The sequence below is a fragment of the Qipengyuania pacifica genome, from assembly GCF_019711555.1.
In the GTDB taxonomy this organism is placed as follows: domain Bacteria; phylum Pseudomonadota; class Alphaproteobacteria; order Sphingomonadales; family Sphingomonadaceae; genus Qipengyuania; species Qipengyuania pacifica.
Window position 1 is genome coordinate 610,610 of the sequence record NZ_JAIGNQ010000002.1, and the last position, 26,548, is coordinate 637,157.

24 protein-coding genes are annotated in these 26,548 nt (G+C 60.4%); 12 read left to right on the plus strand and 12 right to left on the minus strand.

Going from position 1 to position 26,548, the window contains the following annotated elements:
- Positions 1 to 34: 34 nt before the first annotated feature.
- The 6 genes from scpB to K3177_RS08235 all read right to left on the minus strand — a co-directional run bounded on the left by scpB (position 35) and on the right by K3177_RS08235 (position 5,697).
- On the minus strand, positions 35 to 652 hold the full coding sequence (gene scpB, locus K3177_RS08210; protein ID WP_221597851.1) for an SMC-Scp complex subunit ScpB: 618 nt from the start codon (positions 650 to 652) through the stop codon (positions 35 to 37).
- Positions 652 to 1,461, minus strand: a complete 810-nt coding sequence (locus K3177_RS08215) for a segregation and condensation protein A (RefSeq protein WP_221597852.1) — start codon at positions 1,459 to 1,461, stop codon at positions 652 to 654. The genes scpB and K3177_RS08215 overlap by 1 nt, the downstream gene beginning before the upstream one ends.
- The gene (nagZ, locus tag K3177_RS08220) at positions 1,458 to 2,480 is read right to left on the minus strand and encodes a beta-N-acetylhexosaminidase (protein ID WP_221597853.1); all 1,023 of its coding nucleotides are present in this window, start codon (positions 2,478 to 2,480) and stop codon (positions 1,458 to 1,460) included. Before nagZ ends, K3177_RS08215 begins: the two co-directional genes overlap by 4 nt.
- Positions 2,481 to 2,560: 80 nt before the next feature.
- Positions 2,561 to 3,256, minus strand: a complete 696-nt coding sequence (locus tag K3177_RS08225) for an SPOR domain-containing protein (RefSeq protein ID WP_221597854.1) — start codon at positions 3,254 to 3,256, stop codon at positions 2,561 to 2,563.
- A gap of 2 nt (positions 3,257 to 3,258) precedes the next feature.
- Positions 3,259 to 4,998, minus strand: a complete 1,740-nt coding sequence (gene argS, locus K3177_RS08230) for an arginine--tRNA ligase (protein WP_221597855.1) — start codon at positions 4,996 to 4,998, stop codon at positions 3,259 to 3,261.
- A 45-nt stretch (positions 4,999 to 5,043) separates the two neighbouring features.
- Positions 5,044 to 5,697, minus strand: coding sequence for a hypothetical protein (locus K3177_RS08235; protein ID WP_196846714.1), 654 nt, complete (start codon positions 5,695 to 5,697; stop codon positions 5,044 to 5,046).
- Positions 5,698 to 5,793: 96 nt separating this feature from the next.
- Between K3177_RS08235 and ispH the strand changes: the two genes are divergently transcribed.
- From ispH to rnhA, 3 genes are read left to right on the plus strand one after another with little or no spacing between them, the layout of a single operon-like run.
- Positions 5,794 to 6,777 carry a 4-hydroxy-3-methylbut-2-enyl diphosphate reductase gene (gene ispH, locus K3177_RS08240; protein ID WP_221597856.1) on the plus strand — a complete coding sequence of 328 codons (984 nt, stop codon included), beginning with the start codon at positions 5,794 to 5,796 and terminating at the stop codon, positions 6,775 to 6,777.
- The gene (thrB, locus tag K3177_RS08245; protein WP_221597857.1) at positions 6,778 to 7,734 is read left to right on the plus strand and encodes a homoserine kinase; all 957 of its coding nucleotides are present in this window, start codon (positions 6,778 to 6,780) and stop codon (positions 7,732 to 7,734) included.
- A complete protein-coding gene (gene rnhA, locus K3177_RS08250; RefSeq protein ID WP_221597858.1) occupies positions 7,731 to 8,174 on the plus strand; it encodes a ribonuclease HI in 444 nt (147 codons plus the stop codon). The genes thrB and rnhA overlap by 4 nt, the downstream gene beginning before the upstream one ends.
- 13 nt (positions 8,175 to 8,187) lie before the next feature.
- Here rnhA and K3177_RS08255 read toward each other — a convergent pair whose 3' ends face one another.
- Both K3177_RS08255 and K3177_RS08260 read right to left on the minus strand, forming a co-directional pair.
- Complete coding sequence (locus K3177_RS08255; protein WP_221597859.1) at positions 8,188 to 9,288, minus strand: NAD(P)/FAD-dependent oxidoreductase; 1,101 nt, start codon at positions 9,286 to 9,288, stop codon at positions 8,188 to 8,190.
- Positions 9,285 to 10,250: an alpha/beta fold hydrolase gene (locus tag K3177_RS08260; protein ID WP_221597860.1), complete on the minus strand. Its 966-nt coding sequence runs from the start codon at positions 10,248 to 10,250 to the stop codon at positions 9,285 to 9,287. The genes K3177_RS08255 and K3177_RS08260 overlap by 4 nt, the downstream gene beginning before the upstream one ends.
- Positions 10,251 to 10,335: 85 nt before the next feature.
- On the opposite strand from K3177_RS08260, the gene K3177_RS08265 reads away from it, so the two are divergent.
- The 7 genes from K3177_RS08265 to K3177_RS08295 all read left to right on the plus strand — a co-directional run bounded on the left by K3177_RS08265 (position 10,336) and on the right by K3177_RS08295 (position 17,804).
- A complete protein-coding gene (locus tag K3177_RS08265) occupies positions 10,336 to 11,052 on the plus strand; it encodes an A24 family peptidase (RefSeq protein WP_221597861.1) in 717 nt (238 codons plus the stop codon).
- A 91-nt stretch (positions 11,053 to 11,143) separates the two neighbouring features.
- Positions 11,144 to 12,211: a Flp pilus assembly protein CpaB gene (gene cpaB, locus K3177_RS08270; RefSeq protein WP_103022548.1), complete on the plus strand. Its 1,068-nt coding sequence runs from the start codon at positions 11,144 to 11,146 to the stop codon at positions 12,209 to 12,211.
- 41 nt (positions 12,212 to 12,252) lie between these two features.
- On the plus strand, positions 12,253 to 13,797 hold the full coding sequence (locus K3177_RS08275; RefSeq protein WP_221597862.1) for a type II and III secretion system protein family protein: 1,545 nt from the start codon (positions 12,253 to 12,255) through the stop codon (positions 13,795 to 13,797).
- A gap of 14 nt (positions 13,798 to 13,811) precedes the next feature.
- Positions 13,812 to 14,465, plus strand: a complete 654-nt coding sequence (locus K3177_RS08280) for a CpaD family pilus assembly protein (RefSeq protein ID WP_221597863.1) — start codon at positions 13,812 to 13,814, stop codon at positions 14,463 to 14,465.
- A gap of 6 nt (positions 14,466 to 14,471) precedes the next feature.
- On the plus strand, positions 14,472 to 15,764 hold the full coding sequence (locus K3177_RS08285) for a pilus assembly protein CpaE (protein ID WP_221597864.1): 1,293 nt from the start codon (positions 14,472 to 14,474) through the stop codon (positions 15,762 to 15,764).
- Positions 15,765 to 15,813: 49 nt separating this feature from the next.
- The gene (locus tag K3177_RS08290; protein ID WP_221597865.1) at positions 15,814 to 16,785 is read left to right on the plus strand and encodes a type II secretion system F family protein; all 972 of its coding nucleotides are present in this window, start codon (positions 15,814 to 15,816) and stop codon (positions 16,783 to 16,785) included.
- Between the two features lie 20 nt (positions 16,786 to 16,805).
- The gene (locus K3177_RS08295; RefSeq protein ID WP_221597866.1) at positions 16,806 to 17,804 is read left to right on the plus strand and encodes a type II secretion system F family protein; all 999 of its coding nucleotides are present in this window, start codon (positions 16,806 to 16,808) and stop codon (positions 17,802 to 17,804) included.
- Positions 17,805 to 17,846: 42 nt separating this feature from the next.
- On the opposite strand, the gene K3177_RS08300 is transcribed toward K3177_RS08295, so the two are convergent.
- The 4 genes from K3177_RS08300 to K3177_RS08315 form a co-directional block, all read right to left on the minus strand.
- On the minus strand, positions 17,847 to 18,317 hold the full coding sequence (locus K3177_RS08300) for a MarR family winged helix-turn-helix transcriptional regulator (RefSeq protein WP_103022542.1): 471 nt from the start codon (positions 18,315 to 18,317) through the stop codon (positions 17,847 to 17,849).
- 68 nt (positions 18,318 to 18,385) lie between these two features.
- Positions 18,386 to 19,261 (minus strand): crotonase/enoyl-CoA hydratase family protein, encoded by an 876-nt coding sequence (locus K3177_RS08305; RefSeq protein ID WP_221597867.1) that lies wholly within the window; start codon positions 19,259 to 19,261, stop codon positions 18,386 to 18,388.
- Between the two features lie 179 nt (positions 19,262 to 19,440).
- Entirely contained in the window at positions 19,441 to 20,226 is a 786-nt protein-coding gene (locus tag K3177_RS08310; protein ID WP_103022541.1) for an SDR family NAD(P)-dependent oxidoreductase, read from the minus strand.
- Positions 20,227 to 20,335: 109 nt separating this feature from the next.
- Positions 20,336 to 21,508, minus strand: a complete 1,173-nt coding sequence (locus K3177_RS08315) for an acetyl-CoA C-acetyltransferase (protein ID WP_221597868.1) — start codon at positions 21,506 to 21,508, stop codon at positions 20,336 to 20,338.
- 376 nt (positions 21,509 to 21,884) lie between these two features.
- On the opposite strand from K3177_RS08315, the gene K3177_RS08320 reads away from it, so the two are divergent.
- Together K3177_RS08320 and K3177_RS08325 are read left to right on the plus strand one after the other, a co-directional pair.
- Complete coding sequence (locus K3177_RS08320) at positions 21,885 to 24,938, plus strand: TonB-dependent receptor domain-containing protein (RefSeq protein WP_345725375.1); 3,054 nt, start codon at positions 21,885 to 21,887, stop codon at positions 24,936 to 24,938.
- 75 nt (positions 24,939 to 25,013) lie between these two features.
- Positions 25,014 to 26,534, plus strand: a complete 1,521-nt coding sequence (locus K3177_RS08325) for a putative 2OG-Fe(II) oxygenase (protein ID WP_221597869.1) — start codon at positions 25,014 to 25,016, stop codon at positions 26,532 to 26,534.
- Positions 26,535 to 26,548: the final 14 nt, after the last annotated feature.

Here is a 26,548-nt window from a genome sequence, read left to right on the forward strand (position 1 = left end):
TTCGATTATAGGCGTTGTGGGACGTTTGTACCAGTCAGTCCTCACCGGCAGGGTCGCGATTCCCATCTGCGTTATCGCCTTGTTGGTCGGCATCGCTCTCGCCAACCAGCTCATCATAAGCATCTTCGACAGGATCGAGCAGACCCGTAGCCCGCAATTCGGCAATTCCCGGTAAATCCCGACGGCTCGACAGGCCGAAATGTTCGAGGAATTCCGTTGTGGTGGCGTATATCGTCGGCCGCCCGGGCAGCTCACGCCGTCCCGCGATTTTGACCCAACCGGCTTCCATCAGCACATCCAGCGTACCGCCGCTGGTCTGTACTCCGCGAATTGATTCGATCTCGGCGCGGCTTACCGGCTCGTGGTAGGCAATTATCGCCAAGACCTCCGTGGCCGCGCGGCTGAGCCTGCGAACCTGTTCTTTCTCACGCCGCAAGAGATGCGCCAGGTCGGGCGCGGTTTCGAAGTGCCAGCGCTTGCCCCGCTCGACCAGATGCACGCCTCTCTTCTCGTAATGATCGGCGACGCTCCGCAATGCGTCGCGGACATCGCCTACCGCAGCGCCGCCGAGAAAGCCTGCAAGCGCTTCTGCAGTCATCGGTTCCTCTGCTGCAAACAAGGCAGCTTCTACAGCACGGTCCAACTCCGCCATCAGGTGGAAACCCGGCGAAGGTGAAGCGGACCGAACGTATCTTCCTGCTGCAATTCGGCCTTGCCGAGCCTGGCCAGTTCGAGCGCGGCAACGAAACTGGATGCAAGCGCCGATCGTTTGAGGCGTGGCTCTGCATGGGGAGGAAGGAATTCGCGCAGCTCCATCCAGTCGAGCGTAACACCCAGCATGTTCGAAACCCGGTCGAGTGCCGATTCCAGCGTCATGACGGGACGTTCGCGGACCATGTGAATGGCAGGTGCAGTACGCGCCTTCACCCTGCCGTACGCTTCTATCAACGAGAATTGATCGCACTGCCAAAGGTTCTTGCGCGCTATTTCCAACCCCTCCGGACTGCCGCGCAGGAAGACATCGCGTCCGATCCGGTCACCCCCCATCAGGCGCGCCGCCGCATCGCGCATTGCGCCAAGGCGCTGGAGCCGCAACTGAAGCTTCAGAGCCAGTTCCTCGGGGCTAGGATCCTCCTGCTCTTCCTTGGGCAGGAGCACCGCCGATTTAAGGTATGCCAGCCATGCCGCCATCACGAGGTAGTCGGCGGCAAGTTCCAGCTTCAGTGCTTCGGCTGAATCGATGTAATCAAGATACTGGTCGACCAGCGAAAGTATCGAAATCGAACGCAAGTCGACCTTTTGCCGCCGCGCCAGATCGAGCAGCAGATCGAGTGGTCCTTCCCACCCATCGAGTTCCAGATACAGGGCATTTTCGTCGGCAGCATTTTCGCTGGCAATGCCTTCCCACCCATCATGGTCGGCGGCCTCATTTTCGCTGAAGAGCAGGCCGTTTGCGCTCATGCCGGCTGTTCTTGGGCGATAGCCAGCAAGGCATCCCGTTTCGCCAGCAATTCCGCCGTTTCCGGCCCATCATCTGGCTCGTGCATTGCCACAAGCACCCGGTCGAGCCGTTCGATCGTCTTCTGCCCCATGGCCTTGCCGCTTTCAGCTATCGCGACTTGGTCGTCCATTTTGGCCCAGCAGTTGAGTACGATATCGCATCCTGCATCGAGCGCGCGGATAGATCGCTCCACGATGGTCCCATCCAGCGCCTGCATGTCGATATCGTCGGTTAGCAACAGGCCATCGAAACCGATCCGGCCACGGATGATCTCGCGAATAACGTTTGCCGACAATGTTGCCGGGTGGTCCGCGTCCCAGGCTTCGAACACCATGTGCGCACTCATGCCGAGTGGGTGCGACGACAAGGTGCGAAAAGGCTCGATATCGACTTCGAGCTCCTCATCGCTGGCGTCGACGCGCGGAAGTTCCTTGTGCGAATCGCTGGTCGCACGGCCGTGGCCCGGCATATGTTTCAGGCACCCGACGATACCTGCCCGGCCCAATCCATCCAGCACCGCCCGGCCGAGTGCGGCCACCTGTATCGGTTCGGTCCCGAGAGCACGGTCGCCAATTACATCGTCGGTCTCGGGCCGGCGCACGTCGAAGGGCGCATGGTAATCGACCGAAATTCCCATTTCTGCGAGTTCGCGGCCCATGGCTTCTGCATTCGCGCGCGCTGCCTCGATCGCAGAAGCCGGCGCGACATTCCATAGCGCAGCGAAGGCCTCTCCTGCAGGATAGCGTTGCCATACCGGCGGCTTCATCCGGGCGACCCGCCCGCCTTCCTGATCGATCGAGACGATCAATCGTTCGCGACCATGAATTTCGCGAAGGTCGTCCGTCAGTTTGCGCAACTGATCCTTGCTGTCGCAATTGCGCCCGAAAAGGATGTATCCAGCGGGATCGGCATCCTTGAAGAAGGCGCGTTCGTCGGCCGTCAATTCGAGGCCGGAAATGCCGAAGATGGCGGGTGTCATGGCTGGAAAGTGAGGCCTTTGCAGATTTCCCGCAAGATCGGTGCCGTCGGCGGGTGTGGAAATTGAGCCTTACTGCGCGCCTATTTGACGAAGCATGCCAGCCCATCAGCCTTCAGTGCGTTGCATAGCCTGTTGGCGGCGGCGCGGTCCCCGGTCATAGCCTGCAACCGGAAAACTCGCCCGATATCGACCTGCGCTTCGACGACGCGATGCCGCACTCCATTCAACGCCTCCGTCTGGCGGATAAGGTTAGACCATGCAGCTTCCGCGTCCTCGCGCCGCGGGAAAGCACCGACCTGGACAGCCCCTGCGGAAGACTGCGTCGTTTCGACCGGCGGCTCACTGACCGTGGATGCAATGGATGGGCTCGCGGCCACGCTGTCCATGGGTGCCGAAGCGGGGCGATCGGCCAGCTTGCCTTCACGCGTTTGCCCTTCGCCCACGGCGAAACTGGTATCACCGGTCCCGGCGAAGGTCTTGCCACCGGGATTTTCGGGTCTTGTCTTGTACGGTCCGTCAGGCGCTTCGATCAGGCTGCCATCCGCTTCGGGCTCGTTGGAAACCTGACTGGTCACGAACCATATTCCCCCGACCACCGCGGCCAGCAATGTAATCGCCAGTGTTCCGAGCATGATAAGCCGGGACGTATCGAACCCCGCGGCATCGCCTTCATCGTCCGCCGCCTCGAGCCACGGCAGGCTCTCATCGTCGGCGAGATCGAGTTCGCCCTCGCTCTCCCAATCTTCGTCCGTATCGTACGGCGTGGACCCCATCATGCTCACATCTCCTCGACCGCCTCGACCCCCAGAATGGCGAGGCCGTTGCGGATCACCTGCCCGACCTGCGCCACCAGAAACAGGCGCGCGGCGGTCAATTCGGGATCGCTATCCTGAATGATCCGCTTCGAGGGATCGTCATTACCCGCATTCCAAAAGCTGTGAAAGGCCGCAGCCAGATCGCCCAGGAAGAATGCGATGCGATGCGGTTCGCGCGCCTTCGCGGCGGCTTCTACCACGCGCGGGAATTGCGCCGCTTCGCGCACCAGCGCCAACTCGCTGTCGTCCAACCGGTCCAGATGCGCATCGTCCGGCTCCACCCCGGCCTTGCGAAGCGTCGAGCGCATTCGTGCATGGGCATATTGGAGATAAAAAACCGGATTGTCCTTGGACGCCTCAACGACCTTGGCGAAATCGAATTCCATCTGCGCATCGGGTTTGCGGGTAAGCATGGTAAAACGCACCACGTCCTTGCCCACTTCGTTGACGACATCCGCCAGCGTGACGAAGGTGCCCGAACGCTTCGACATCTTGACCGGCTCGCCGTCGCGCAAGAGCTTGACCATCTGCACCAGCTTGACGTCGAAAGGTACATTGCGCCCGGCGCCTTTGGTGAGCGCTGCGACTGCGGCCTTGATACGCTTGACGGTGCCTGCATGGTCCGCACCCCAGATATCGATAAGCGCATCCGCCTTCTCCGCCTTCTGAAAGTGATAGGCGAGATCGGCGCCGAAATAGGTCCATGCCCCATTCGATTTCTTGATCGGGCGATCCTGATCATCGCCGAATTCTGTCGAACGGAACAGAGGTAGTTCAACAGGTTCCCAATCCTCCGGCGGAGCCTTGCCCTTGGGTGCCTCGAGCACGCCATCGTAGACGAAACCATGTTCGCGCAGCCATGCTTCCGCTGCTTCGGGCTTCTTCGCCGCCTGCAACTCCGCTTCCGATGAAAAGAGGTCGTGATGAATGCCCAGAAGCGACAGGTCTTCGCGAATCATTTCCATCATCGCGGCGACCGAACGCTGGCGGAACAGCGCAAGCCATTCGCTTTCATCACCATCCCTATACGCCGGGCCGAATTCCTGTGCGAGTCGTTCCCCGACCGGCTTCAGATAGTCGCCGGGATACAGCCCTTCGGGAATTTCCCCGATGTCTTCACCCAATGCTTCCTGATAACGCAGGTGCGCGGACCGGGCGAGCACGTCCACCTGCCCGCCGGCATCGTTGACGTAATATTCGCGGGTGACCCGATAACCTGCCCATTCGAGCAGGCCGCAAAGCGCGTCGCCTACCACCGCACCGCGGCAGTGACCCATATGCATGGGGCCGGTAGGGTTTGCAGAAACATATTCGACGTTGACCGTGAGGCCCTTGCCCATGTCCGATCTTCCGTAATCGGCGCCCAGCGAAGCAATCGCCTGGATTTCACGCCGCCATACGTCGCTTTCCAACCGCAGGTTGATGAAGCCGGGACCGGCAATCTCGGCCTCGGCAATGGCCGGATCACGCTGAAGATGTTCGACGATCTTTTCCGCCAGTGCGCGCGGATTGCTTTTCGCCTGCTTGGCAAGAACCATCGCCGCGTTTGTCGCGAGATCGCCATGGGACGGGTCTCGCGGCGGTTCCACAGTAACATTGCCGCGTGCCGCGTCGGCAGGCAGCGAGCCCTCCATTTCGAGAGCATCCAATACCGCGTCGATCCGGGCCGCGAAGGCCGCGTGAAGTGTCTGCATTTCAGCCATGGCGCGCGCCTAGCCTATCGACGCGAAATGGCAAGATAGCAGCGACTATCGCGTAGCGTTGTAACGCAGCTGATCTTCGGTCAGTTGGAACCCCACCAGCAGTTCGAAGGTAGCCCGTTGGAGTGCAGCGCGCACCGTCGGATCGGCCAGTGGATCAAGCGCAGCGTCGGGATCGCCAGCTTCGCGTTTGCGGGTGATCTGGTCGCGAATTTCAGCAGGAAGCGTGGCTTCGGCGCGATTTACATAAGCGCCAGCCGTGCCGCGTGCCTGAGCGCGTTCCTGCCCATCGGCAAACTGAAGGGTCACGCTGCCGATGCGCTTGGTCACAACCGAAGAACCGCCACGCAGGACGGTGGAGAAATAAGGCAGCGTAACGGTCCGGCTGCCACTGGTGTCCGCACGACGTGCCACGACATCGAAGGTCGCTTCGGTGTAAACCCGATCATCTGCGCTTTCATTGCAGGTCGAACGCAGGTTCGTGATCGCTGCCGTCACGTCCAGATCGGCGCTGGTGGTCGAACCGGGAGTACGGAACGTCGTGATATCGCCCGTGTAATCGGGAATCCCAACGGCAGGACAGGTACTCCTCACCGCGGTAATGCCGACACCCTGATCGATCACCAGGTCCCCTTCCTTGGCGCATCCGGCCAACGCTAGGCCCAAGGCGAGCGCGGGAAGAAGGCGGGTACGGATGGTCATGCGGCTAGTTTCCCTTTTACGGTCATTCGAATTCGTCGCCCCTCGGGACTGCGCTTGCCCTAGCTTGGCCTGCACGAAAGCGCTAGAGGGCGGGACATGAACGCCCCCTTTCCATCCACGCCTGCCATACCCGGACGCGATCCGCGTCTGCCTTTGAAGCTCATTGTCGCAGCGCCTCGCGGATTCTGTGCCGGCGTCGATCGTGCGATCGAGATAGTCGAGAGGGCGCTGCTCAAGTTCGGCGCGCCCGTCTATGTGCGTCACGAAATCGTGCACAATCAGTACGTGGTCGACAGTCTCAAAGCCAAGGGGGCCATATTTGTCGAGGAGCTGGACGAGGTTCCCGACGATGCGCCGGTGGTCTTCAGTGCTCACGGCGTCCCCAAGACGGTGCCTGCCGAAGCCGAACGCCGCAACATGTTGTATGTCGATGCGACCTGTCCCCTCGTCAGCAAGGTTCACCGGCAGGCGGAGCGGCAGGTCGAAAAGGGCCAGCACATCCTGTTTATCGGGCATGCCGCACACCCCGAAGTCATTGGGACGATGGGCCAGGTACCGCCGGGTCAGATCACTCTGGTCGAGACGGTCGAGGACGTTGCCGATCTCGATTTCACACCAGAAGACAATTTGTCCTATCTGTCGCAGACCACCCTTTCGGTCGACGATACCCACGATATCATCGCCGCGCTGCAAGAACGCTTCCCGCAGATCGTCGCCCCGAAGGCAGAAGACATCTGCTACGCGACAAGCAACAGGCAGGCGGCCGTTAAACAGATTGCAGCAAGCTGCGACCTGGTACTGGTTATCGGCGCACCGAATTCCTCCAATTCCCTTCGCCTGGTCGAAGTATCGGAAAGGATGGGGACTGACGCCCGTTTGATCCAGCGCGCCGATGAAATCGACCCTAGCTGGCTGGAGGGCGTCGGTACGGTCGGGCTGACGGCCGGTGCATCCGCACCTGAAAAACTGGTTCGCGAAGTCGTCGACCGGCTGTCCGACTGGCGCGCCGTGGAAGAGGATATTGTCACGGCAGCTGAAGAAAACATGATCTTCAAGCTGCCGCGTCAGCTAACCGAATAGGTGGCGGTCTACACCCATCTGGGCGCCGAGGACCTGGCGCGCCTGATCGCGGAATACGATGCCGGTCGACTGGTTTCGGCCAAAGGTATTGCCGAAGGCGTTTCGAATTCGAACTGGCTGATCGAAACGACCCAGGCACGTTATATTCTGACGATGTACGAACGCCGGATCGAACTTGCCGATCTGCCGTTTTTCCTCGCCCTGCTTGACCACCTTTCCGAAACGGGCTGCCCCGTGCCGCGCACCATACATGATCGTAGCGGAGCGCCTTTCCGCATGGTGGGTGAAAAAGCCGCGGCGCTGATTGAATTTCTCCCCGGCGTGTCGCCGACCACTCCCGATCCCCACCAGGCGCGTGCGGTCGGTTCTGCGCTCGCGCAGATACATCTCGCCGCCGGGAATTTCGCGATGAGCCGGCCGAACGATCTCGGCCCCCAACAGACCTCAGCCATCCTGCATGAGTGCGGTGCCGATGCGCTCGCTTCGATCGATCCCAGTCTTCCCGGCATCCTCGATATTGCCACTGGCATCGGCCGAAGCTGGCCGAACGATCTGCCGCTTTCCATTATCCATTCGGACCTGTTTCCCGACAATGTTCTGATGCTGGGTGACCGGGTCACGGGCATGATCGATTTCTATTTCGCTTGCACCGGCGCGATGGCCTACGACCTTGCAGTTACGCATACAGCCTGGTGTTTCGACCAGTCGGGCAAGCACCTGAACCAGGCGCTCGGCGCTGCGCTGCTAGAAGGATACGATTCGGTCCGGCCCTTGAATAAGAGCGAGCGCGATCACCTGCCGTTGCTCGCGCAGGGAGCTTGCCTGCGCTTTATTGCCAGCCGCGCTCAGGATTGGCTGGACACGCCCGCCGACGCCCTCGTCCGCCGCAAGGACCCGATGGATTTCGTGCACCGACTGGAATTCTATCGCGACAAGGGGCACAGCGCCTTCTCATGAAGAAAGTCGAACTTTTTACCGACGGAGCCTGCAAGGGAAACCCTGGGCCCGGCGGCTGGGGCGCGCTCCTGCGCATGGGGGCGCATGAGAAGGAACTGTCGGGAAGCGAAGCCGATACGACCAACAACCGGATGGAGATGACGGCTGCGATCAAGGGCCTGAGTGCTCTCATCGAACCGTGCGAGGTCGATCTCTATACCGACAGCAAGTATCTGATCGATGGTATTACGAAGTGGGTGCACGGCTGGAAGAAACGCGGTTGGGTCAACGCCAGCAAGAAGCCGGTACGCAATGCCGAACTATGGCATGAACTGATCGACCTGACCGCGCGGCACAAGGTGGATTGGCACTGGGTCAAGGGCCATTCCGGTCACGTGGAAAACGAACGGGTCGATCGCTTGGCAAGTGACGAGGCCGACCGGATAGCCGGGCGGAACTAAGCTCGTAAGAAGTTCAGCCGAAACGATCCGGCGAGTACAGATCGGCATCGAGATCGGCTGTCATCTCGTCCCTGCCTTCGCCCAGCAACAATTGCCGCGTTAACCGTGCCGCAGCGGGGGATGTTTGTATCCCGAAGCCACCTTGCCCCGCAAACCACGCGAATCCCTCGATCTTCGGGTCGAATCCGTAAACAGGCCTCCGGTCGACGGCAAAGCTGCGCAAGCCAGCCCATTTGTGTTCGACCGCCTCGATCTGCCAGTCGACGACTTGTTCAAGCCGCGCAATCGCTTGTGCAACTGCCAATTCCTCCGGTGCCGCATCGCAAGGCACGCTCGGTTCTTCGTCTTGGGGACTCACCCAGAGCCGCCCTCCCGCTTCGGGCTTGAAATAGAACTTGCCCTCAATATCGAGCACGAGAGGCAAATCTTCCGCCACGTTTCTGCCGAGGCGAAGCTGAGCCACCGTACGGCGATAGGGCGTAATTCCCGCTTGCCGTGCACCAGCCATCGCGGCCAGCCCGTCTGCCCAGGCCCCGGCAGTGTTTACCACGCAATCGGCGCGATATTCTTCCCCGCTGACATCGGTGATACGCCAGCACCCCGATATCCGCTGGAGACCGGTCACCCGCGCCCGGCATTGCAGCTTCACGCCGGTATCGAGCGCTTGACGAAGGTAATGGGCGTGGAGCGCTGCTACATCGATATCAGCGCAGGCCGGTTCCCAAACCGCAGCCGACCATGCCGGACATATCCCCGGAACGCGGCGCTGCACCTCGGCGGCCCCCAGCCGCTCCAGCACCGCCCCCGTTGCCTGGAACCGCTCGAGAAAATCACTGACAAGTGCCGCATCCTCATCGCGCGCAACGTACAAGGCCCCCCGTTGCTGCAGAAAGCCGCCGCTGCGCAGATATTCCCCGGATGCCAGCGTAAGCGGAACGATGTCCGGGCCGCCATAGCACTCCTCCCAGAATGCAGCAGAACGCCCCGTGGCATGATATCCCGGCCGGTCCTCCGCTTCCAGCAGCAGGACCCGTGCACCGCCTAGCGAGAGTTCGGCGGCCAAACTGGCGCCTGCAATTCCGGCGCCGATCAATGCGAAATCGTATGTGCTCACGAAACCTCTGGCGGAGCCACCCGGTCGAGGAATTCGGCGATGCCGGCCATCGCACGCCCTCGTACGGGCTGAACTTCCCGCAGGATTTCATGGCGCGCTTCATTGCCGAACGCCAGCAACTCTCCATTGGGAAATCGCTGTGCGGCGCGCACCGCGGACGGATGACGAACGAGCTTGTCTGCAGACGTGCTGATGATGAGGACAGGCACCTCCACGTTCTCCATCGCGCCGCGCCTTTCCAACTGGCGCGTCGAGGCATAGGCCCGCTCGACCCAGCCCCAGCTTCCCGGCCCCATGACCAGTTCGGGTCGCCTCTCCCGCCACCATAATTCGTCCACATACCGACCGGCATCGTGCGTCAGCAGGTCGGAGCGATTCGCCGGCATTTCGCCGGGTTTCTCGCTCCACTTCCATGCGGGCCGCGTGGGCTTGCCGATCTTGGTCATGAACCAAGCGACGAAGTGCGATACTCCCAACGGCAGCGGAGGCCCCGACATGCCGAGCATCGGCGCGCTGAGTATCGCTGCGTCGGGATCGATCTCTCCATCCACCAGCGCACGCGTGACGAGGTGCCCCCCCATCGAGTGGCCGACGACTATATGCGGCCCGCGCGTCTCTGTTTTCCAAGTCTTCCAGAGTAAGGCCAGGTCATCGACCCAGTCGGAAAAGTCCCCGACATGTCCTGTGATTGCATCGTCGCCCAAACGCCCTGATCCAGCCTGCCCGCGCCAGTCCGCCGCGGTCACGTGCCAGCCAGCGCGACTCCACTCGACGAGGGTTTCGAGATACTTTTCGTAGAAGTCGCCGCGGCCGGGCATGAATAGGATCGACCCGCGCTTGCCCCCATCCTGAGCCGGTAAATCGATCCGGCGGATTTCATGGCCATCCGCTAACGCAAACCTGCTTTCTACGGCCCCGGCCGGTATCGCGCGCCGATCGATGGATTGCCTTTCTGCCTGCATAACGGTGACCGGACATCCTCGTATGGTTACTGTTTGGTAAGCACGTTCCTGTAGCACCGGGCCCGAAGAAAGCCTCGGGGGCGACATGCAAAGCGAAATTTCCACCTACGTATTGCTCGCCGGATTGGCAATCGCACTGCTCTGGGTAATCGTAACGGATCTGAAGAGCCGTACGATCAGCAACCGGCTGACGATGGCGGTCGCCTTGGGCGCGCCGGTATTCTGGCTATCGACTGGTTTGCCGCTCTGGCCGGGCGTCGCCCTTCAGATCGGTTTGGCCGCCATTGTGTTCGCCGTGTGCTGCGTATTGTTCGCTATCCGTCAGATGGGTGGCGGCGATGTGAAGCTTCTCTCGGCGCTCGCATTGTGGGTGCCGCCCTCGCAGTTCACTCTGCTGCTGGTTGCCATGGCGATGCTCGGCTGGGTGCTGACCATGGCGATTGGCGCCTGGCGCGTAGCCCATTCCACGACCGTCCGGACCCGCCCTTTGCGCGATGCCATACTGTTGGGTCTGGGCACGGCCATTGCCGCGTTATTCGCCAGTGCCGTTCTGGGTGGACCACGCCTTTCAGTTCCGACCGATCTGCTCGGCGCCGTAACGACCAGCCCTATCGCGGTCATCGGCCTGATGCTGGCACCCTTCATCATCCTGCTTGTCGTAACGCTTGGTTCGATCCGCATCATCCGGCGGCACGATCGCGATTTATGGGTGCCTTACGGTCCCGCGATTTCGCTCGCCGCTCTGTGGGTAATGGCAAGCGGCCAGATGTTCCGCCCGGTCGGCGCGATAGCCGCTGGCTGACAACGCGATTTTAACCAATTCGCCCGTAAAGCTTGAAACCATACTTGCCCGCACTGGGATTTCGCGGGCTGAACTAGGGGGCTACAAAGCCATGGATAGGAAGAAGCTGGTTCTGCTGGTTGCTGCACTGATCATCGCGGTCGGTACGGCACTTGTCGCACGGAGCATGTTTGCCGGTGCAGGCGCACCGCAGGCCGAGGCTGCCGCGCAGGTCGAACCGCAGGGACCCAAGGTCCTTGTTGCACAACGTGCGCTCCCGGTCGGGACGATCATCACCGCCGATGCCATCGGCTTTCAAGCGTGGCCTGCCGAACTGGTCCAGGATGCGTATTTCCTCGACGGCGAAGCCGACATCACGAAGCTTCTCGGCACTGTCGTCCGCCATCCGATCACGGCTGGCGAACCTGTGACGCAGGGCTCTCTGGTTGCCCCCGGCGATCGGGGTTTTCTCGCTGCTGCTCTGACGCCGGGCATGCGCGCCATAACGGTTCCGGTTACCGCCCAGTCGGGTGTAGCCGGGTTCGTTTTCCCAGGCGACCGCGTGGACATGGTTCTGACCCAGCAGGTCGAAGGGAGCGAAGAGTCCAGCCTGAAGGCATCGGAAACCATTCTTCGTAACCTTCGTGTTCTGGCAACGGACCAGTCGACCGTTTCGGAAAAGGCGGAAGACGGGTCGACCGTGGTCAAGGCATTCAGCACTGTCACGCTTGAAGTAACCCCGGTCATTGCCGAGAAGGTCGCCGTGGCGCAGACGATCGGCACGCTCAGTTTGTCGCTGCGCTCACTCGCCGACAATCAGAGCGAACTCGAACGGGCCATCGCTTCGGGTGACGTCTCCATTCCGGATAATGCCACCCCCGAGCAGGAAGAACGGCTCCTGCGCGAAGCCATGGCGCGTCCCGATGACGGCAAGAGCACCTACGTGACCGGCGGCGACGTATCGCGCTTCCAGCGCCGTACGGCTCCTGCGCAGGGCACCAGCGCACCGCAAGCCGCTTACGGCGACGGACAACCGGTTCGCAGTGGTCCCAGCGTGCGGGTCACCCGTGGCAAACAGACCGAGGATGTATCGATTGGTGCAGTCGGATCGAGCACGGCGCGCGGTGCCGCAAGTGCCGCACAGACATTGCCTGCCGCCCAAGCTGTAGGTGTGAGATGAGCAGGAAAAAGCAACAGGAACGCCATTCAGGGGGCAATTCCATGACACGTCGCCTTACAACGAAACTCCTGCTCTCCAGCCTGGCGTTGACGCCGCTGGCGGCAGCCCCGGTTACCACTGCCACTGCCCAGTCTGTGGTTCGTCCCAACTCCGAGATCGTTCTGTCCATCGGTCGCGGTGAACTGGTCAATGTACCGGGCAATATGGCCGATGTCTTTGTCGCCGACGACGATATCGCCGACGTCCAGGTCAAATCGCAACGTCAGCTCTATGTCTTCGGCAAGGCCGGTGGCGAAACGACGATCTACGCCAGCAATAATGCCGGCGATATCGTGTGGTCCGCCAATGTCCGCGTCGGGTCGAATATCGGCAGTATCGACCAGCTACTCGCCCTCGCCATGCCCGAAGCCAACATTTCGGTCGCCACCATGGGGTCGAATGTCATCCTGCTCACCGGGACGGTCGCCGCTCCGGAGGATGCCGAAGAAGCGCAGCGTCTTGTCGAAGCCTTCGTCGGCACGGAATCGAATGTCATCAGCCGCCTGCGTATGGCGACTCCGCTGCAGGTCAATCTGCAAGTGCGTATTGCCGAAGTCAGCCGCAGCTTCGTGCGTGCGATTGGGGTCAATCTCGCATCTGTCGATCGTTCGAGCGGCTTCAAGTTCGGTATCGGCCAGGGGCGCGGTGCCTTTGCACAGATTACCCCCGGCGGTCCGGTCGCTGTAGGCGGAAACCTTGAGGGTCAAGGCTACAACATCGTCGATCAGATCACGCCCGGCACGACGCTGAGCGGATTTGGCAGGTTCCTTGGCTTGGATATCGCATCTGCGCTGGACCTCGCTGAAAACGAAGGGCTCGTGACGACGCTCTCGCAGCCAAACCTGACCGCTCTTTCCGGCGAAACGGCAGAATTCCTCGCGGGCGGTGAGTTTCCGATCCCCCTTAGTCAGGGTCTCGGCACTACCACCATCGAGTACAAGAACTACGGCGTAAGCCTCGCCTATACGCCCACCGTGCTCGCCAATGGGCGCATCTCGATGCGGGTACGTCCGGAAGTATCGGAGCTTTCCAGCCAGGGTGCTGTTGTCTTCGAAGGCTTCCAGATTCCGGCACTCGTAACGCGGCGTGCAGAAACGACGGTGGAACTTGGTTCGGGCCAGAGCTTCATGATTGCGGGCCTGTTGTCCAACAATGCCACGAACACGATCGACAAGGCCCCGGGCCTCGGAAACATTCCGATCCTTGGCAACCTGTTCCGTTCGACCACCTACCGCAAAGGCGAAACCGAACTGGTGATCGTGGTGACACCGTATCTCGTGAAGCCCGTCGATGCGAACGACATCCATCTGCCGACCGATGGCTTCCGCAAACCGGACGAATTTCAGCGTTTGCTCGGCTTCCAGCAGAGCGATGGCGTTTCGGGCGGTGAACGGCCGAAGCCGCGGGCGGTCGAAACCGCGCCGGGCGAGCCCAGCATCTCTGGCGGCCAGCCTATGAACAATGGCGAACCGCAGGCGGCCCTCCAGCCCGATGCGCGCCGCAATGAGCGCACGGCGTCGGCCAAGCCCGGCTTCAGCTTCGACTAAGGGAGACCAGTACAATGGCAAAGGCAACCAATCGCAAGCTCGCCGGATCTCTGGCCGTCTCGCTCAGCCTCGTGCTTGGCGCATGCGGAGGCATGGGGACTGAAAATCGCACGCTGTACAGCGTGCACCAACCGGTAGTCGAACGCACCAATTTCACTCTGGATGCCAGTGCCGGTGGCGATGGCCTGGCGGTTAGCGAGCAGCAGCGCATCGCGGACTGGTTCGATGCAATGAATTTGGGTTACGGCGACCGCGTCTCGATCGACGATCCGAGCGTCAACCCGGCTGTGAAGCGTGACTTGGCTGCGCTTGCGGGTCGGCACGGCGTACTAATGAGCGAAGAAGCACCCGTGACGGCAGGGTATGTGAACCCTGGTCAGGTCAGAATTGTCGTTACCCGCTCGACCGCCAGTGTTCCGGGATGCCCTGACTGGTCGGCCAATGGCGAACACAACCCGACGAATGCGACATCACCGGGTTATGGCTGCGGTGTGAACGGTAATCTCGCGGCAATGGTCGCCAATCCGGAAGACCTCATCACCGGCCAGAAAGGCACCGGCGAAACGGTCGTCAGCACCTCTACCAAGGCCATCAAGGCGTATCGCGATCTGGCGCCGACCGGAGCAACCGGCGGACTGGCCGAAGTCAACACCCAAGAAGGAGGCTAACCAGCCATGAGCGCTTCACTGAAACCCGGTCTGGCCGGAAACCGCGATCCTTTTGCGGCCTATATCTGTGATGAAAACGCCCTCGACGTCCTTCGTCCGGTGGTGATCGAACTCGGCTGGCAACCTGAAAAATGCAACAAGGGCGGACTGCGCAACGCAATCCAGTCCTTGTCGGTATCGGCCAGCCCGAACATCCTGATGGTCGATCTTTCCGAAAGTGGCGACCCGCTGAACGACATCAATGCGCTTGCAGAAGTCTGCGAGCCGGGAACCGTCGTTATCGCGATCGGACAGGTCAACGATGTCCGTCTGTATCGGGATCTGCTCGCCAGCGGCATTCATGACTACCTGCTCAAGCCGCTATCCGCCGGCATGCTGCGGGATTCCCTCAACCAGGCGCAGGCCGTCTTCATGGCTCCGCGCGGGGGCGAAGAAGAAGGTGTGAAGCATCACGTTTCCACTGCCGTCATCGGCACACGCGGCGGCGTCGGCGCATCGACAATCGTAACGTCGCTCGCCTGGATCTTCTCGTCCGAGAAGCGCATGCCGACAGCGTTGCTCGATCTGGACGTCCACTTCGGCACCGGTGCGCTTACGCTGGATCTCGAACCGGGACGCGGACTGACCGATGCAATCGACAATCCCAGTCGTATCGATGGCCTGTTCATTGAACGCGCCATGATCCGGGCGAATGACAACCTGGCCATTCTCTCCGCGGAAGCTCCGATCAACCAGCCGCTCATGACGGATGGCTCGGCCTTCATGCAACTGCAGGAAGAATTCAAGCACACGTTCGAAATGACCGTGCTCGACATGCCGCGCAACATGATGATCAATTTCCCGCACCTGCTCAACGACGTGAACGTCGTCGTACTGGCAACGGAAATGTCACTCGCATCGGCACGCGATACCATCCGTATCCTTTCGTGGCTCAAGAACAACGCACCGCATTCGCAGGTCGTGATCGTCGCCAACAAGGTTCAGCCGGGTGTCGCCGAAATCAGCAAGGCCGACTTCGAAGCGTCGATCGAACGCAAGATCGACGTGATGGTGCCCTTCGATCAGAAGGCCGCCGCCAATGCCGCGAAACTGGGCAAGACGTTCGTCGATGCGAACAATGGATCGAAAGCGACGGCCGCGATCAAGCAGCTTTCCGCTCAGGTCATTGGTGCCGGTGACGAGAATATCGCAGGGGCCGGCAATGGCGGCGGCGCCAAGAAATCGCTTCTCGGCAATCTCGATCTCAAGAGCCTTCTGGCGAAGAAGAAAGACACGCGGGTCAAGGAACCCGTGCAGTAACGACGCGCAGTTTTTGGCTCGCGCGCATTAGGTTTGGACGGAGTTTGGCATGAACATAATCCAGCTGACATTGATGGCAGGGGGTATCCTCGCCCTACTGGCGATCGGCTATGTTCTGTTCTCCGGCCCTGACGCAGGAAAGGCCAGCCAACGGCGTTTGCAGCAGGTGCGATACCGCCATTCGGACAGCACGGATACAAAGGTCGAATCGCAGCTGAAGAAGGCCATCGCTGCCCGCCGCCCGACGGCCTATAAAGTAGCCGGGTCGGGGTCGCGCATCGAAGCTCTGGCCAACCGCCTTGACCGTACCGGCAAGGGCTGGACGCTTAGCCAATATGCCTACGCCTCGCTTGGCCTGGGATTTGTGGTCGCCCTGCTACTTTTCTTGCGGAGCGGGTCCTTGCCGCTTTCGCTCGGCGTAGGGATACTGGTCGGTGCAGGGCTTCCCCATTTCATCGTCAATCGCGCAATCAAAAAGCGGACCAACAACTTCAACAAGAAGTTCCCCGATGCCATCGAACTGCTGGTTCGCGGTCTGCGCTCGGGCCTGCCCGTCACCGAAACGCTTTCGGTTGTCGCACAGGAAGTGCCAGGTCCGGTGGGTGAAGAGTTTAAGGGCATCGTCGAACGGACCAAGATCGGCCGGACGATGGAGGAATCGCTGCAGGCGACCGCCGATCGCCTGGGCATTGCGGAGTTCAATTTCTTCTGCATTACCCTCGCCATTCAGCGCGAAACCGGCGGTAACCTTGCAGAAACGCTTTCCAACCTCTCGGACGTGCTGCGCAAGCGCGCGCAGATGAAGCTGAAGATCAAGGCGATGAGCTCTGAATCCAAGGCGTCTGCCTACATTGTCGGATCGCTGCCCTTCATCGTCTTCGTTCTGATCTACTGGGTGAATCCAACATATATCGGCGGCTTCTTCGAAGACGATCGCCTGATCGTCACCGGACTGGGCGGCCTCGTATGGATGAGTATCGGTGGCTTCATCATGGCCAAGATGGTCAGTTTCGAAATCTGAGTTGAGGAAAGACTAGAGCAATGGACCCCGTGACCGGCCCCACCCTCCTCGGCTTCGACGTCTATGTCGTCGGCTCGATCCTTGTCGGCATTGCTGCCGCGGCAGTCGTCTTTGCGATCTACACCGCGGTGACCATCAAGGATCCGATGGCCAAGCGGGTCAGAGCCCTCGAGGGTCGTCGCGAAGAACTCAAGATTGGCCTCGTCACGTCGAGCGCCAAGAAACGGCAAAGCCTGGTTCGCAAGACGGACACGACCGAGAGAATCAAGGACACGCTGGGCAGCATGAAGGTGCTGCAGCAAAGCCAGATCGAAGGCGTACAGCAGAAACTCGCCCATGCCGGGATCCGCAACAAGGAACTGGCGATCGTCGTCATCGGCCTGCGTGCCGTTCTTCCGATCCTGCTGGGCGGTTTTGCCTTTGTCATGCTCTATCTGGTTGAGGTCTATCCCGACTGGCAGATGAAGCGCGTCGCAGCGCTCGGCCTGGCCCTTTTCCTGGGTTACAAGGGTCCCGAAATCTATCTCAGCAACATCGCCAAGAAACGCGAAGATGCCATTCGCAAAGGGCTGCCCGACGCGCTCGACCTTCTGGTTATCTGTGCCGAAGCCGGGCTGACCGTTGATGCGGCGTTCAACCGCGTCGCTCGCGAACTGGGCCGCGCCTATCCCGAACTCGGCGAAGAGTTTACGCTGACCGCGATCGAACTGTCCTTCCTCAACGAACGAAAGAAGGCCTTCGACAACCTTGCCTACCGCGTGAACCTCGACGCGGTGAAGGGCGTGGTCACGACCATGATCCAGACAGAGCGCTATGGTACACCGCTGGCCTCCGCGCTGCGTGTCTTGTCGGCCGAGTTCCGCAACGAACGTATGATGCGCGCAGAAGAGAAGGCCGCGCGCCTTCCTGCCATCATGACCGTACCGCTGATCATGTTCATTCTGCCGGTGCTGTTTATCGTCATTCTCGGCCCGGCGGCTTGTTCGATTGCCGACGCTTTCAGCGGCGGCATTGGCTAGCCGGTCAACTCGTAACTGATCTGAAAGCCCTGGTCGACAGCCTTAGTCGGCCAGGCTTTCCGCGTCGAAGTCTCCGGCCTGGTCGCGCACGCGCCCGAGCATATCGAGTAGATCCACTCGTTCTTGCTCGCTCAGCACGGAAAACAGCTCCTCCTCGATCTTCAGGGCCAATGGCATGATGCCGGCGTGCACGGCCCGCCCTTCACTGGTCAGTTCGAGCAGATGCGAGCGGCCATCGCTGGCGTTTGGAGAGCGCTGGGCGAGACCGCGCTGCTCCAGTCGCTTGCATGCTCGATTGACCGGCACCTTGTCCATGAGCGTCTGCTGCGAAAGCTCGCGCTGGGTCAGCGCGCCATGATCACCCAGCACCGCCATGATGCGCCACTCGGTCGTCTTCAGCGCGAACCGTTTGCGATATTGTTCCGCGATGCGCGTCGATACGGCATTCGAAGCGATGGACAATTGATAAGGCAGGAACTCTGCAAGGCGCTGGGCAGGCTGGTGTTTCGACATGCCGACGACCTTGGATTCCCGCGTTCGCCTTGGCAAGGCCGTTACGACTGTGACCGTCTCAAGCGAAACTATTCGTACCCTGGTTCGTCCCACCACGGATAGAAATCTGGCATATTTGCGCTGACCGTGTCCGGATAGGCAGGAGCGCGCTTTTCCAGGAAGCTACGGACACCTTCCTTGCTGTCCTCGCTCTTGCCGAGCCGGTAGATCGAGCGGCTGTCGATCCGGTGGGCCATCATCGGATGGTCCGTCGCGGAAAGTCGCCACAGCATCGCCCGCGTCATGGCTACAGACACGGCGGATGTGTTGTCAGCAATCTCGCGCGCCAGGCTCACCGCCGCATCCATCAGTTCGCCCTGGGGATGTACCGAACGGACAAGACCGCGCTCACGCGCTTCCCCGGCATCGAAGATACGCCCGGTCATGCACCATTCCAGCGCCGTCTGCATGCCCACGAGCCGCGGCAGGAACCAGCTCGAACAGGCTTCCGGCGTGATCCCGCGCCGTGCAAAGACGAAGCCGAAGCGCGCATTGTCGCTGCACAAGCGCATGTCGAAGGGAAGCTGCATTGTCGCGCCCACGCCCACCGCGACACCATTGCAGGCACCGATCAGCGGCTTTTGCGAATTGAACAGGCGAAGGACGAGGCGGCCGCCGCCGTCGCGAACGCGGGTATCCGAAAGATCGTCGACCGGATCGTGACGCGCGAATACATTGCCCGCACCTTCGTCAGGCGTCAGGTCGGCACCGGCGCAAAATGCACGATCACCCTCGCCCGTCACGATCACGGCGCGCACGCTGTCGTCCGCATCGGTGATGTCGATGGCATCGATCATCTCCTGCATCATGACGCCGGTGAAAGCGTTCATCTTTTCGGGGCGGGAGAGCGTGAGGGTGGCGATACCGTCGGCAGTATCGAGCTTGATCTGGGTGAATTCGGTCATCGATTCGGCGCTCCGTTCGTCGTCGTCACAGAACACATGGACCGCATGTTACACAGTCCAGGCGCAAAAAATCCGCCGTTCCCGAAATCGCTGTCGAAGCACGCGAAAGAGGAACGGCGGACCATCATCAGCTGAACCCAATCAGAGATCGGGCGAGTAGGAAAGTCCGATGGCGCGGATCACCGCGGCGCCATCCGGATCGCGCCGTCGAGGCGGACATCTTCACCGTTGAAATAGCCGCATTCGATCATGGTCATGGCCAGCCGGGCATATTCGTCGGGATTGCCGAGGCGCTTTGGGAACGGGACGCTGGCCGCCAGCGCTTCCTTCACCTGCGGAGGTGCCGCGTTCATCAGCGGGGTGTTGAAGATGCCGGGCAGGATCGTGTTCACCCGAATGCCTTCGCTCATCAGATCGCGTGCGATCGGCAGGGTCATGCCGATGACGCCGCCTTTCGACGCGGAATAGGCGGCCTGACCCATCTGGCCATCTTCGCCCGCAACCGATGCGGTATTGACGATCGCCCCGCGATCACCGTCTTCCGACAGCGGATCGAGCGTCATCATGCCGGCCGCCGACTTGGCGATGCAACGAAAGGTGCCGACGAGATTCACCTGGATGACAAAATCGAAGGCGGACAGGGGGAAATGGCTGATCTCGCCACTCTGCTTGTCGCGCTTGGCGGTCTTGATCGCGTTACCGATACCGGCGCAATTGACGAGGATGCGTTCTTGGCCGTGCGCCTCGCGCGCCTTGGCAAAACCCGCATCGACATCTTCATCGCTGGTGACGTTGACCTTGCAGAAGATGCCACCGATGTCCTTGGCAACCGCCTCGCCCTTTTCTTCGTTCATGTCGAAGATGGCGACCTTCGCACCCTTCGCGGCAATTGCGCGGGCGGTGGCTTCGCCGAGGCCGGAGGCCCCACCGGTGACGACTGCGGGGGTATTGCTACTGACTTCCATGAATATTCCTCTCAATCACTCTATAGGATCCGGCCATGGCCGGTATCATTCTCGCACGGGTTCGAAACTGAATTTCGCTTTCCGGCTTTGGCCGGATTGGCGCGCTTCGTCAAAGCGCCTCGACGATAGTGACATTGGCAACGCCGCCACCTTCACACATCGTCTGCAGGCCATACTTCTTGCCCCGCGCTTTCAGCGCATGAACGAGCGTGGCCATCAATTTCGTGCCAGACGCCCCTAGCGGATGGCCCAGCGCAATCGCACCGCCATTGACGTTGAGCTTGTCCGGATCGGCTCCGGTATGCTTAAGCCAGGCGAGCGGGACAGGGGCGAATGCCTCGTTCACCTCGTAGAGATCGATGTCGCCGATCTTCATACCGGCGCGCTGAAGGGCGCGATCGGTCGCAAACAGCGGTTCTTCGAGCATGATGACAGGGTCGCCGGCAGTGACTGTAAGGTTGTGAATCCGCGCCATCGGCGTCAGGCCGTAGTCCTTCAGCGCCTGTTCCGACACGACGAGAACCGCGCTGGAGCCGTCGCATATCTGGCTGCTGGTGGCCGCGGTAATCTTACCCTCCGGGCTGAGCAGCTTGACTCCCGCGATGCCATCGAGCGTCGCATCGAAGCGGATGCCCTCATCGACCGTGTGACATTCCTCGCCCTCGGCCGTATCGATCTCGACACCGACGATTTCCCGGTCGAATGCGCCCGACTTGGTGGCCTCAATCGCTTTCTGATGACTGGCAAAGGCGAAGCGATCAAGATCGTCCTTCGAAAAACCGTGCTTCTGCGCAATCATCTCGGCACCCATGAACTGGCTCCACTGGATGCCGGGATATTTCTCCTCCAGACCCGGCGACTTGTAGTTACCCAGGCCCTCCTTCATGTGGAACATGGCGGTCGAACCCATCGGCACCCGGCTCATGCTTTCGACGCCTGCTGCGATCACGACATCCTGCGTACCGCTCATCACCGCCTGCGCGGCGAACTGGATCGCCTGCTGGCTGGAGCCGCACTGGCGATCGATCGTGACCGCAGGAACACCCTCGCCCAGATGCTTTGACGCGAGCACCGCGTTGCGCCCGACCTGCATCGCCTGCTCGCCGCCCTGGCTGACGCAGCCCATCACCACATCGTCGATGGCCGTGGCCTCGAGACCGCTGCGCTCCATGATCGCGTCCAGCGATTTCGCAGCGAGATCAACCGGGTGCACCCCGGCAAGACGACCCCCGCGGCGCCCCCCGGCGGTACGGACGGCTTCGACTATGTAGGCTTGGGGCATTGTCATCCTCTCGTCATACAACTGTAACAGCGTTAGGTTTCGATTAGGAACCGGTTTCCTAGGGCCGCCTTACGTGAACGTCAACCGGCGCACTGGTCAACTTATCGAGTCTTGCGCAACGGCTTATTTCGGCGAAATTTTCGACCAAAACGCCCATTGGACCGTGTGTGACATCGGCGTCACACCCTTGGCGCCAAACCGCCCTGAATGTAACAAAACCTTTGCATTCGGCGCGACCATAAAGGCACATGGCGCAATCCGCTGGAGGGAGTGGATATACGTAGGAGCGCTGCTCTGACGTGTTCTAATTTCCTCGCAGGGGTTCCTTGGAGATCCGACACTCAGGGGTCGGTCGATCAATAGAGGGATTATCAGAGTGAAACTCCAAACCTATTTCAAAGCCAGTGCGGCACCCGCCGTTCTCGGTCTTGCGCTTCTTGCGCAGCCGGCGATGGCGCAGGACAGCGACGATCAGACCGTCGTCGGTCCGGTCGAAGGCGCCGAAGTTACCGGAGACGGTGCAGTTGGAAACCAGATTCTCGTAACCGGTACGCGCATCAAGCAGCCCAACTTGGAATCGGCTAGCCCGGTGACTGTGGTTGGCGCTGCTGAAGTCGCCCAGACGGGTACCACCCGCGTGGAAGACCTCGTTAACTCGTTGCCGCAGGTTTTCGCCGGCCAGGGCTCAACGGTTTCGAACGGCTCAACGGGTACCGCAACGCTGAACCTTCGCGGACTCGGCGCCGAGCGTACGCTGGTTCTCGTCAACGGTCGTCGCCTCGTCCCGGGTGACCCGTCCACGTCGGCTGCCGACATCAACGTCATCCCGGCTGCAATGATCCAGCGAGTAGACGTACTGACCGGCGGTGCATCATCGGTTTACGGTGCGGACGCTGTTGCCGGCGTTGTGAACTTCGTTCTCGATACCGAATTCGAAGGCTTCAAGTTCGACACGCAATATTCGTTCTACAATCACAACAACCGTGCCGGTTCGGACGTCACAAATGCGCTTGACGCACGCGGCTTCCCGTATCCGCGCGGCATGGGCGCTGACGGCGGCACCTTCGACGCAACTCTGGCTTTTGGCTCGAGCTTCGACGATGGTCGTGGCCATGCGATGGGCTATGTCGGCTACCGTAAGATCAACCCGGTCACGCAGAACAAGCGCGACTATTCCGCTTGCGCTTTGTCCGGTGCAGCGGCAGGTGGCTACACCTGTGGTGGCTCGGCAACATCGCCGAACGGCAGCGTGTTCTATTTCGACAGCCCAACGGGTCTTCCTGGCGATCCGGACTTCACGTCTACAGCCGGTCAGTTCGGTCCCAACCGCACGCTGCTCCCTGGCACGACCGCTTATAACTTCGCTCCGCGCAATTATTATCAGCGTCCGGACGAACGTTACACGGCAGGCGTGTTTGCAGATTACGAAATCTCGCCCGCCCTGCATCCGTACATGGAATTCATGTTCATGGATGACCGTACGGTAGCGCAGATTGCCGAATCCGGTAACTTCGGCAACACGACTTCGATCAACTGCGACAATCCGCTTCTTTCGGCTGAGCAACTGGGTGTATTCTGCGACACCGAAAACCTGCTCGTCAGCCCCGATCCGGACCGTGCGTTCGACGTCGTTGGCAATACGGGTGAAGCGCCGTTCACATTCGTGGACGCGACTGGCACTGCCTACCAGCGCGGTGCGGCACAGATCCTGCGTCGTAACGTCGAAGGTGGCCCGCGTCAGGACGATCTCCAGCACACCAGCTACCGCGCCGTCCTTGGTCTGCGTGGTGATCTCGATCCGGTATGGTCGTATGATGCCTATTACCTCTACGGCCGGACCAATTTCGCTCAGACCTATCTGAACGACTTCTCGGTGTCGCGCCTCCAGCGCGCTCTCGACGTCGTGGATGATGGTGCTGGCAATGCAGTTTGTCGTTCTGTCGTTGATGGGACCGATCCCAACTGCGTACCCTACGACATCTTCTCGCCTGGCACTTCCGCTCCGTCGGCAGATGCAATCAACTATCTGGCAGTCCCGGGCTTCTCGCGCGGTATCGTCAGTGAACAGGTTGCGTCGGCCTATGTTTCGGGTGCTCTCGGAAACTATGGCATTCAGTCGCCGTGGGCATCGGAAGGCGTCGGGATTGTTTTGGGTGCGGAATACCGCAAGGAAAGCCTAGACTTCCAGTCCGACATCTCCTTCCAGACTGGCGATCTCGCTGGCCAGGGTGCACCGACGCTTCCCGTGTCCGGATCGTTCGACGTGAAGGAATTCTTCACCGAAGTTCGTCTGCCGATCGTTCAGGACAGCTGGTTGTCGGAATTCTATCTGACTGGTGGTTATCGCTATTCGGACTACAGCACCGGAGCCACGACCGACACCTATAAGATCGAAGGTGAACTTGCCCCAATCCGCGACATCCGTTTCCGCGCCGGCTACAACCGTGCGGTGCGTGCGCCGACGGTGCAGGATCTGTTCGCTCCGCAGCGTGTCGCTCTGGACGGTTCGACCGATCCGTGCTCGGGCGCTCCGATTGCGGCCGGAGACATCGGCTGTCTTGCCTCCGGCTTGGAAGTTGGTGATATCGTTGCCCCGAACCCTGCCAGCCAGTACAACGGCCTGATCGGTGGTAACCCTGACCTCGTTCCGGAAATCGCTGATACCTACACCGTAGGTGTGGTTGTCGAGCCGACCTTCCTGCCGGGTTTCAGTGCCTCGGTCGACTACTTCAACATCAAGGTTGAAGGCGCGATCCAGGGCATCGGTGCCGACACGATCCTTGAACAGTGCGACCGCGACACTGCTGACCCGTTCTTCTGCGGACTGGTAGTTCGTGACGGTTCGGGATCGCTATGGCGCTCGTCGAACGGTTATGTGGAAGACCTTTCGCAGAACATTGGTAAGCTCGCCACTTCGGGCATCGACGTTCAGGCCGGTTATAACCGTCAGATCGGTAGCGCTGGTCGTCTGTCGTTCTCGTTCGTTGGCACCTGGCTGGATTCGAACCGGTTCAATCCGGGCGTGCCCGGTCTCGAAGACACCGAATGCGTTGGTCTGTACGGCAACATCTGCGGTACGCCGACCCCGGAATGGCGCCATCAGGCCCGCGTTGGGTTCGATTTCACCAACGGTGTAGGCGCTTCGGTTCGCTGGAGGCACTTCGGAGCTGTCGATCTGGACAACCTGAGCGCTACGACGCCTCCGGGCATCGCTGGGTTCGATGCTCAGAACTACTTCGACTTGGCGTTCACCTTCGAAGTTGGCGACAACTACAACTTCCGTCTTGGTGCGAACAACATCCTCGACAAGTCGCCGCCGCTTACCGGTCAGCAGGCCTGCCCAGCTGGTTTCTGTAACGGCAACACTTTCTCGCAGGTGTATGACGCCCTCGGACGTTACATCTACGCAGGCGTTACGCTTGATTTCTAAGCGTACCGACATCTAGAAAAGGAATGGCGGGCCTTCGGGTCCGCCATTTTCTTTTGGGCTTAGGAAGCAAGTGCGATGACCAAGCAGGAAGCAATGGATATCGTCAGCCAATTTCCAAACTCCGACCCAGACGCGGCCTTCTCCACCGGCGTTCGTTTATTGAAGGCAGACTTCCCCGAGTTGTTGCTGCCGATTGCTCAAAAACTCTCGAAGAATTTTGCGAACGACCCACGCATGCATCAGCTGTTAGGCTTGGCCGCTCGCGCCTGCGGGGATAGCGATATTGCGTTATCTGCGTTCAGGGACGCCTGTCGGATATCGCCCAGCAATGCGCTGATGGCGCATTCATATGCTCGAGCTGCCTTGGAGGCCGGTAATCCTGCGATATCCCTATTTGAGCGAGCCAGCCAACTTGCACCGCAAGACGGAACCGTCCTTCAAGGGTTGGCATCAGCCCTTTTTCACGAAGGCCGCTCCTCAGAAGCGATTGCCCTTCTGGAGCGAATAACTGACGCAAACCCGCTTTGGTCAGAGGGGCAACGCGACTTGGCCCATTTGCGCGGTCAGATGGGCCTCCCGCCGCTTCATCGGCTTGCTCAAAAAAGTACTGAACTGCGGCAGTCCCGCGAACTCACACGTTTATTCATCACTCTCTCCCTGGAAGCGCGTGACCTTGAGCTCGCTTCGGCAACAGTTGCCGAAGCAGCTGCGAACTTCGGAGAGGAAGATTGGCTAGTGATCCTTTCCGGCCATATTCAATCTGAACTGGGTTGGATCGCCGAGGCGGATGCGAATTTTAGCAAACGCAATCTAGCAACGAATATCGAAGATGCGTCGCTCTATGCGCGACATCTGATAAGGGCCTCGCGCCCTCGAGAAGCCGCATCACTGCTTGAACCTCTAGTCGGCATGGACCGCGATCACATGCTCTGGCCTTATCTGTCGCTTGCCTGGCGTCTGTTGAATGACGAGCGCTGGCAGTGGCTGGAAGGAGATCCCAGGCTGATAGGGACCTACAACATCGCGAAAAAGTTTGGCGACATGAACGGTCTCGCAAAGCGACTGCGCGAACTACACGTAAGCAAGGCCGAACCGCTCGACCAGTCAGTCCGGGGCGGCACGCAAACGGATGGCAATCTTCTCCTCCGGACAGAGCCAGTGTTTCGCCGCTTGCGCCGCGCTTTGATGGCAGCCGTCGACGAACATGTTCGGCAGCTCCCGGCCTTCCAAGCCAATCACCCAACCTTACTGAAAAATCGTGAGCCACGGCGAATTTCGGGTTCTTGGTCAGTCCGATTGAGTCAGACTGGGCATCATGTGGATCATGTTCACAGCCAAGGTTGGCTAAGCTCCGCTTTTTATGTCGCGTTGCCCCCGAAATCGACCACCGCTGATCAGCATGACGGTTGGCTTACCCTCGGAGAATGCCGCGAACTTGCGCCTTCGCTTGCGCCATACAAGCTCGTCGAGCCGAAAGTTGGGCAATTGGTACTGTTCCCCTCCACCATGTGGCATGGTACGCGGCCCTTCCCGAGCGGCGAACGCATGAGTGTGGCGTTCGACGTTGCTCGCCCAAGACAGAGTAAAGCAGGATGACCCAAACCAGGCGA

Excerpts from the sequence above, each read along its gene's own strand:
- scpB (WP_221597851.1), bottom strand. The coding sequence starts at position 652 with ATGGCGGAGTTGGACCGTGCTGTAGAAGCTGCCTTGTTTGCAGCAGAG.
- K3177_RS08215 (WP_221597852.1), bottom strand. The coding sequence starts at position 1,461 with ATGAGCGCAAACGGCCTGCTCTTCAGCGAAAATGAGGCCGCCGACCAT.
- nagZ (WP_221597853.1), bottom strand. The coding sequence starts at position 2,480 with ATGACACCCGCCATCTTCGGCATTTCCGGCCTCGAATTGACGGCCGAC.
- K3177_RS08225 (WP_221597854.1), bottom strand. The coding sequence starts at position 3,256 with ATGATGGGGTCCACGCCGTACGATACGGACGAAGATTGGGAGAGCGAG.
- argS (WP_221597855.1), bottom strand. The coding sequence starts at position 4,998 with ATGGCTGAAATGCAGACACTTCACGCGGCCTTCGCGGCCCGGATCGAC.
- K3177_RS08235 (WP_196846714.1), bottom strand. The coding sequence starts at position 5,697 with ATGACCATCCGTACCCGCCTTCTTCCCGCGCTCGCCTTGGGCCTAGCG.
- ispH (WP_221597856.1), top strand. The coding sequence starts at position 5,794 with ATGAACGCCCCCTTTCCATCCACGCCTGCCATACCCGGACGCGATCCG.
- rnhA (WP_221597858.1), top strand. The coding sequence starts at position 7,731 with ATGAAGAAAGTCGAACTTTTTACCGACGGAGCCTGCAAGGGAAACCCT.
- K3177_RS08260 (WP_221597860.1), bottom strand. The coding sequence starts at position 10,250 with ATGCAGGCAGAAAGGCAATCCATCGATCGGCGCGCGATACCGGCCGGG.
- K3177_RS08265 (WP_221597861.1), top strand. The coding sequence starts at position 10,336 with ATGCAAAGCGAAATTTCCACCTACGTATTGCTCGCCGGATTGGCAATC.
- cpaB (WP_103022548.1), top strand. The coding sequence starts at position 11,144 with ATGGATAGGAAGAAGCTGGTTCTGCTGGTTGCTGCACTGATCATCGCG.
- K3177_RS08275 (WP_221597862.1), top strand. The coding sequence starts at position 12,253 with ATGACACGTCGCCTTACAACGAAACTCCTGCTCTCCAGCCTGGCGTTG.
- K3177_RS08280 (WP_221597863.1), top strand. The coding sequence starts at position 13,812 with ATGGCAAAGGCAACCAATCGCAAGCTCGCCGGATCTCTGGCCGTCTCG.
- K3177_RS08285 (WP_221597864.1), top strand. The coding sequence starts at position 14,472 with ATGAGCGCTTCACTGAAACCCGGTCTGGCCGGAAACCGCGATCCTTTT.
- K3177_RS08290 (WP_221597865.1), top strand. The coding sequence starts at position 15,814 with ATGAACATAATCCAGCTGACATTGATGGCAGGGGGTATCCTCGCCCTA.
- K3177_RS08295 (WP_221597866.1), top strand. The coding sequence starts at position 16,806 with ATGGACCCCGTGACCGGCCCCACCCTCCTCGGCTTCGACGTCTATGTC.
- K3177_RS08300 (WP_103022542.1), bottom strand. The coding sequence starts at position 18,317 with ATGTCGAAACACCAGCCTGCCCAGCGCCTTGCAGAGTTCCTGCCTTAT.
- K3177_RS08305 (WP_221597867.1), bottom strand. The coding sequence starts at position 19,261 with ATGACCGAATTCACCCAGATCAAGCTCGATACTGCCGACGGTATCGCC.
- K3177_RS08310 (WP_103022541.1), bottom strand. The coding sequence starts at position 20,226 with ATGGAAGTCAGTAGCAATACCCCCGCAGTCGTCACCGGTGGGGCCTCC.
- K3177_RS08315 (WP_221597868.1), bottom strand. The coding sequence starts at position 21,508 with ATGCCCCAAGCCTACATAGTCGAAGCCGTCCGTACCGCCGGGGGGCGC.
- K3177_RS08325 (WP_221597869.1), top strand. The coding sequence starts at position 25,014 with ATGACCAAGCAGGAAGCAATGGATATCGTCAGCCAATTTCCAAACTCC.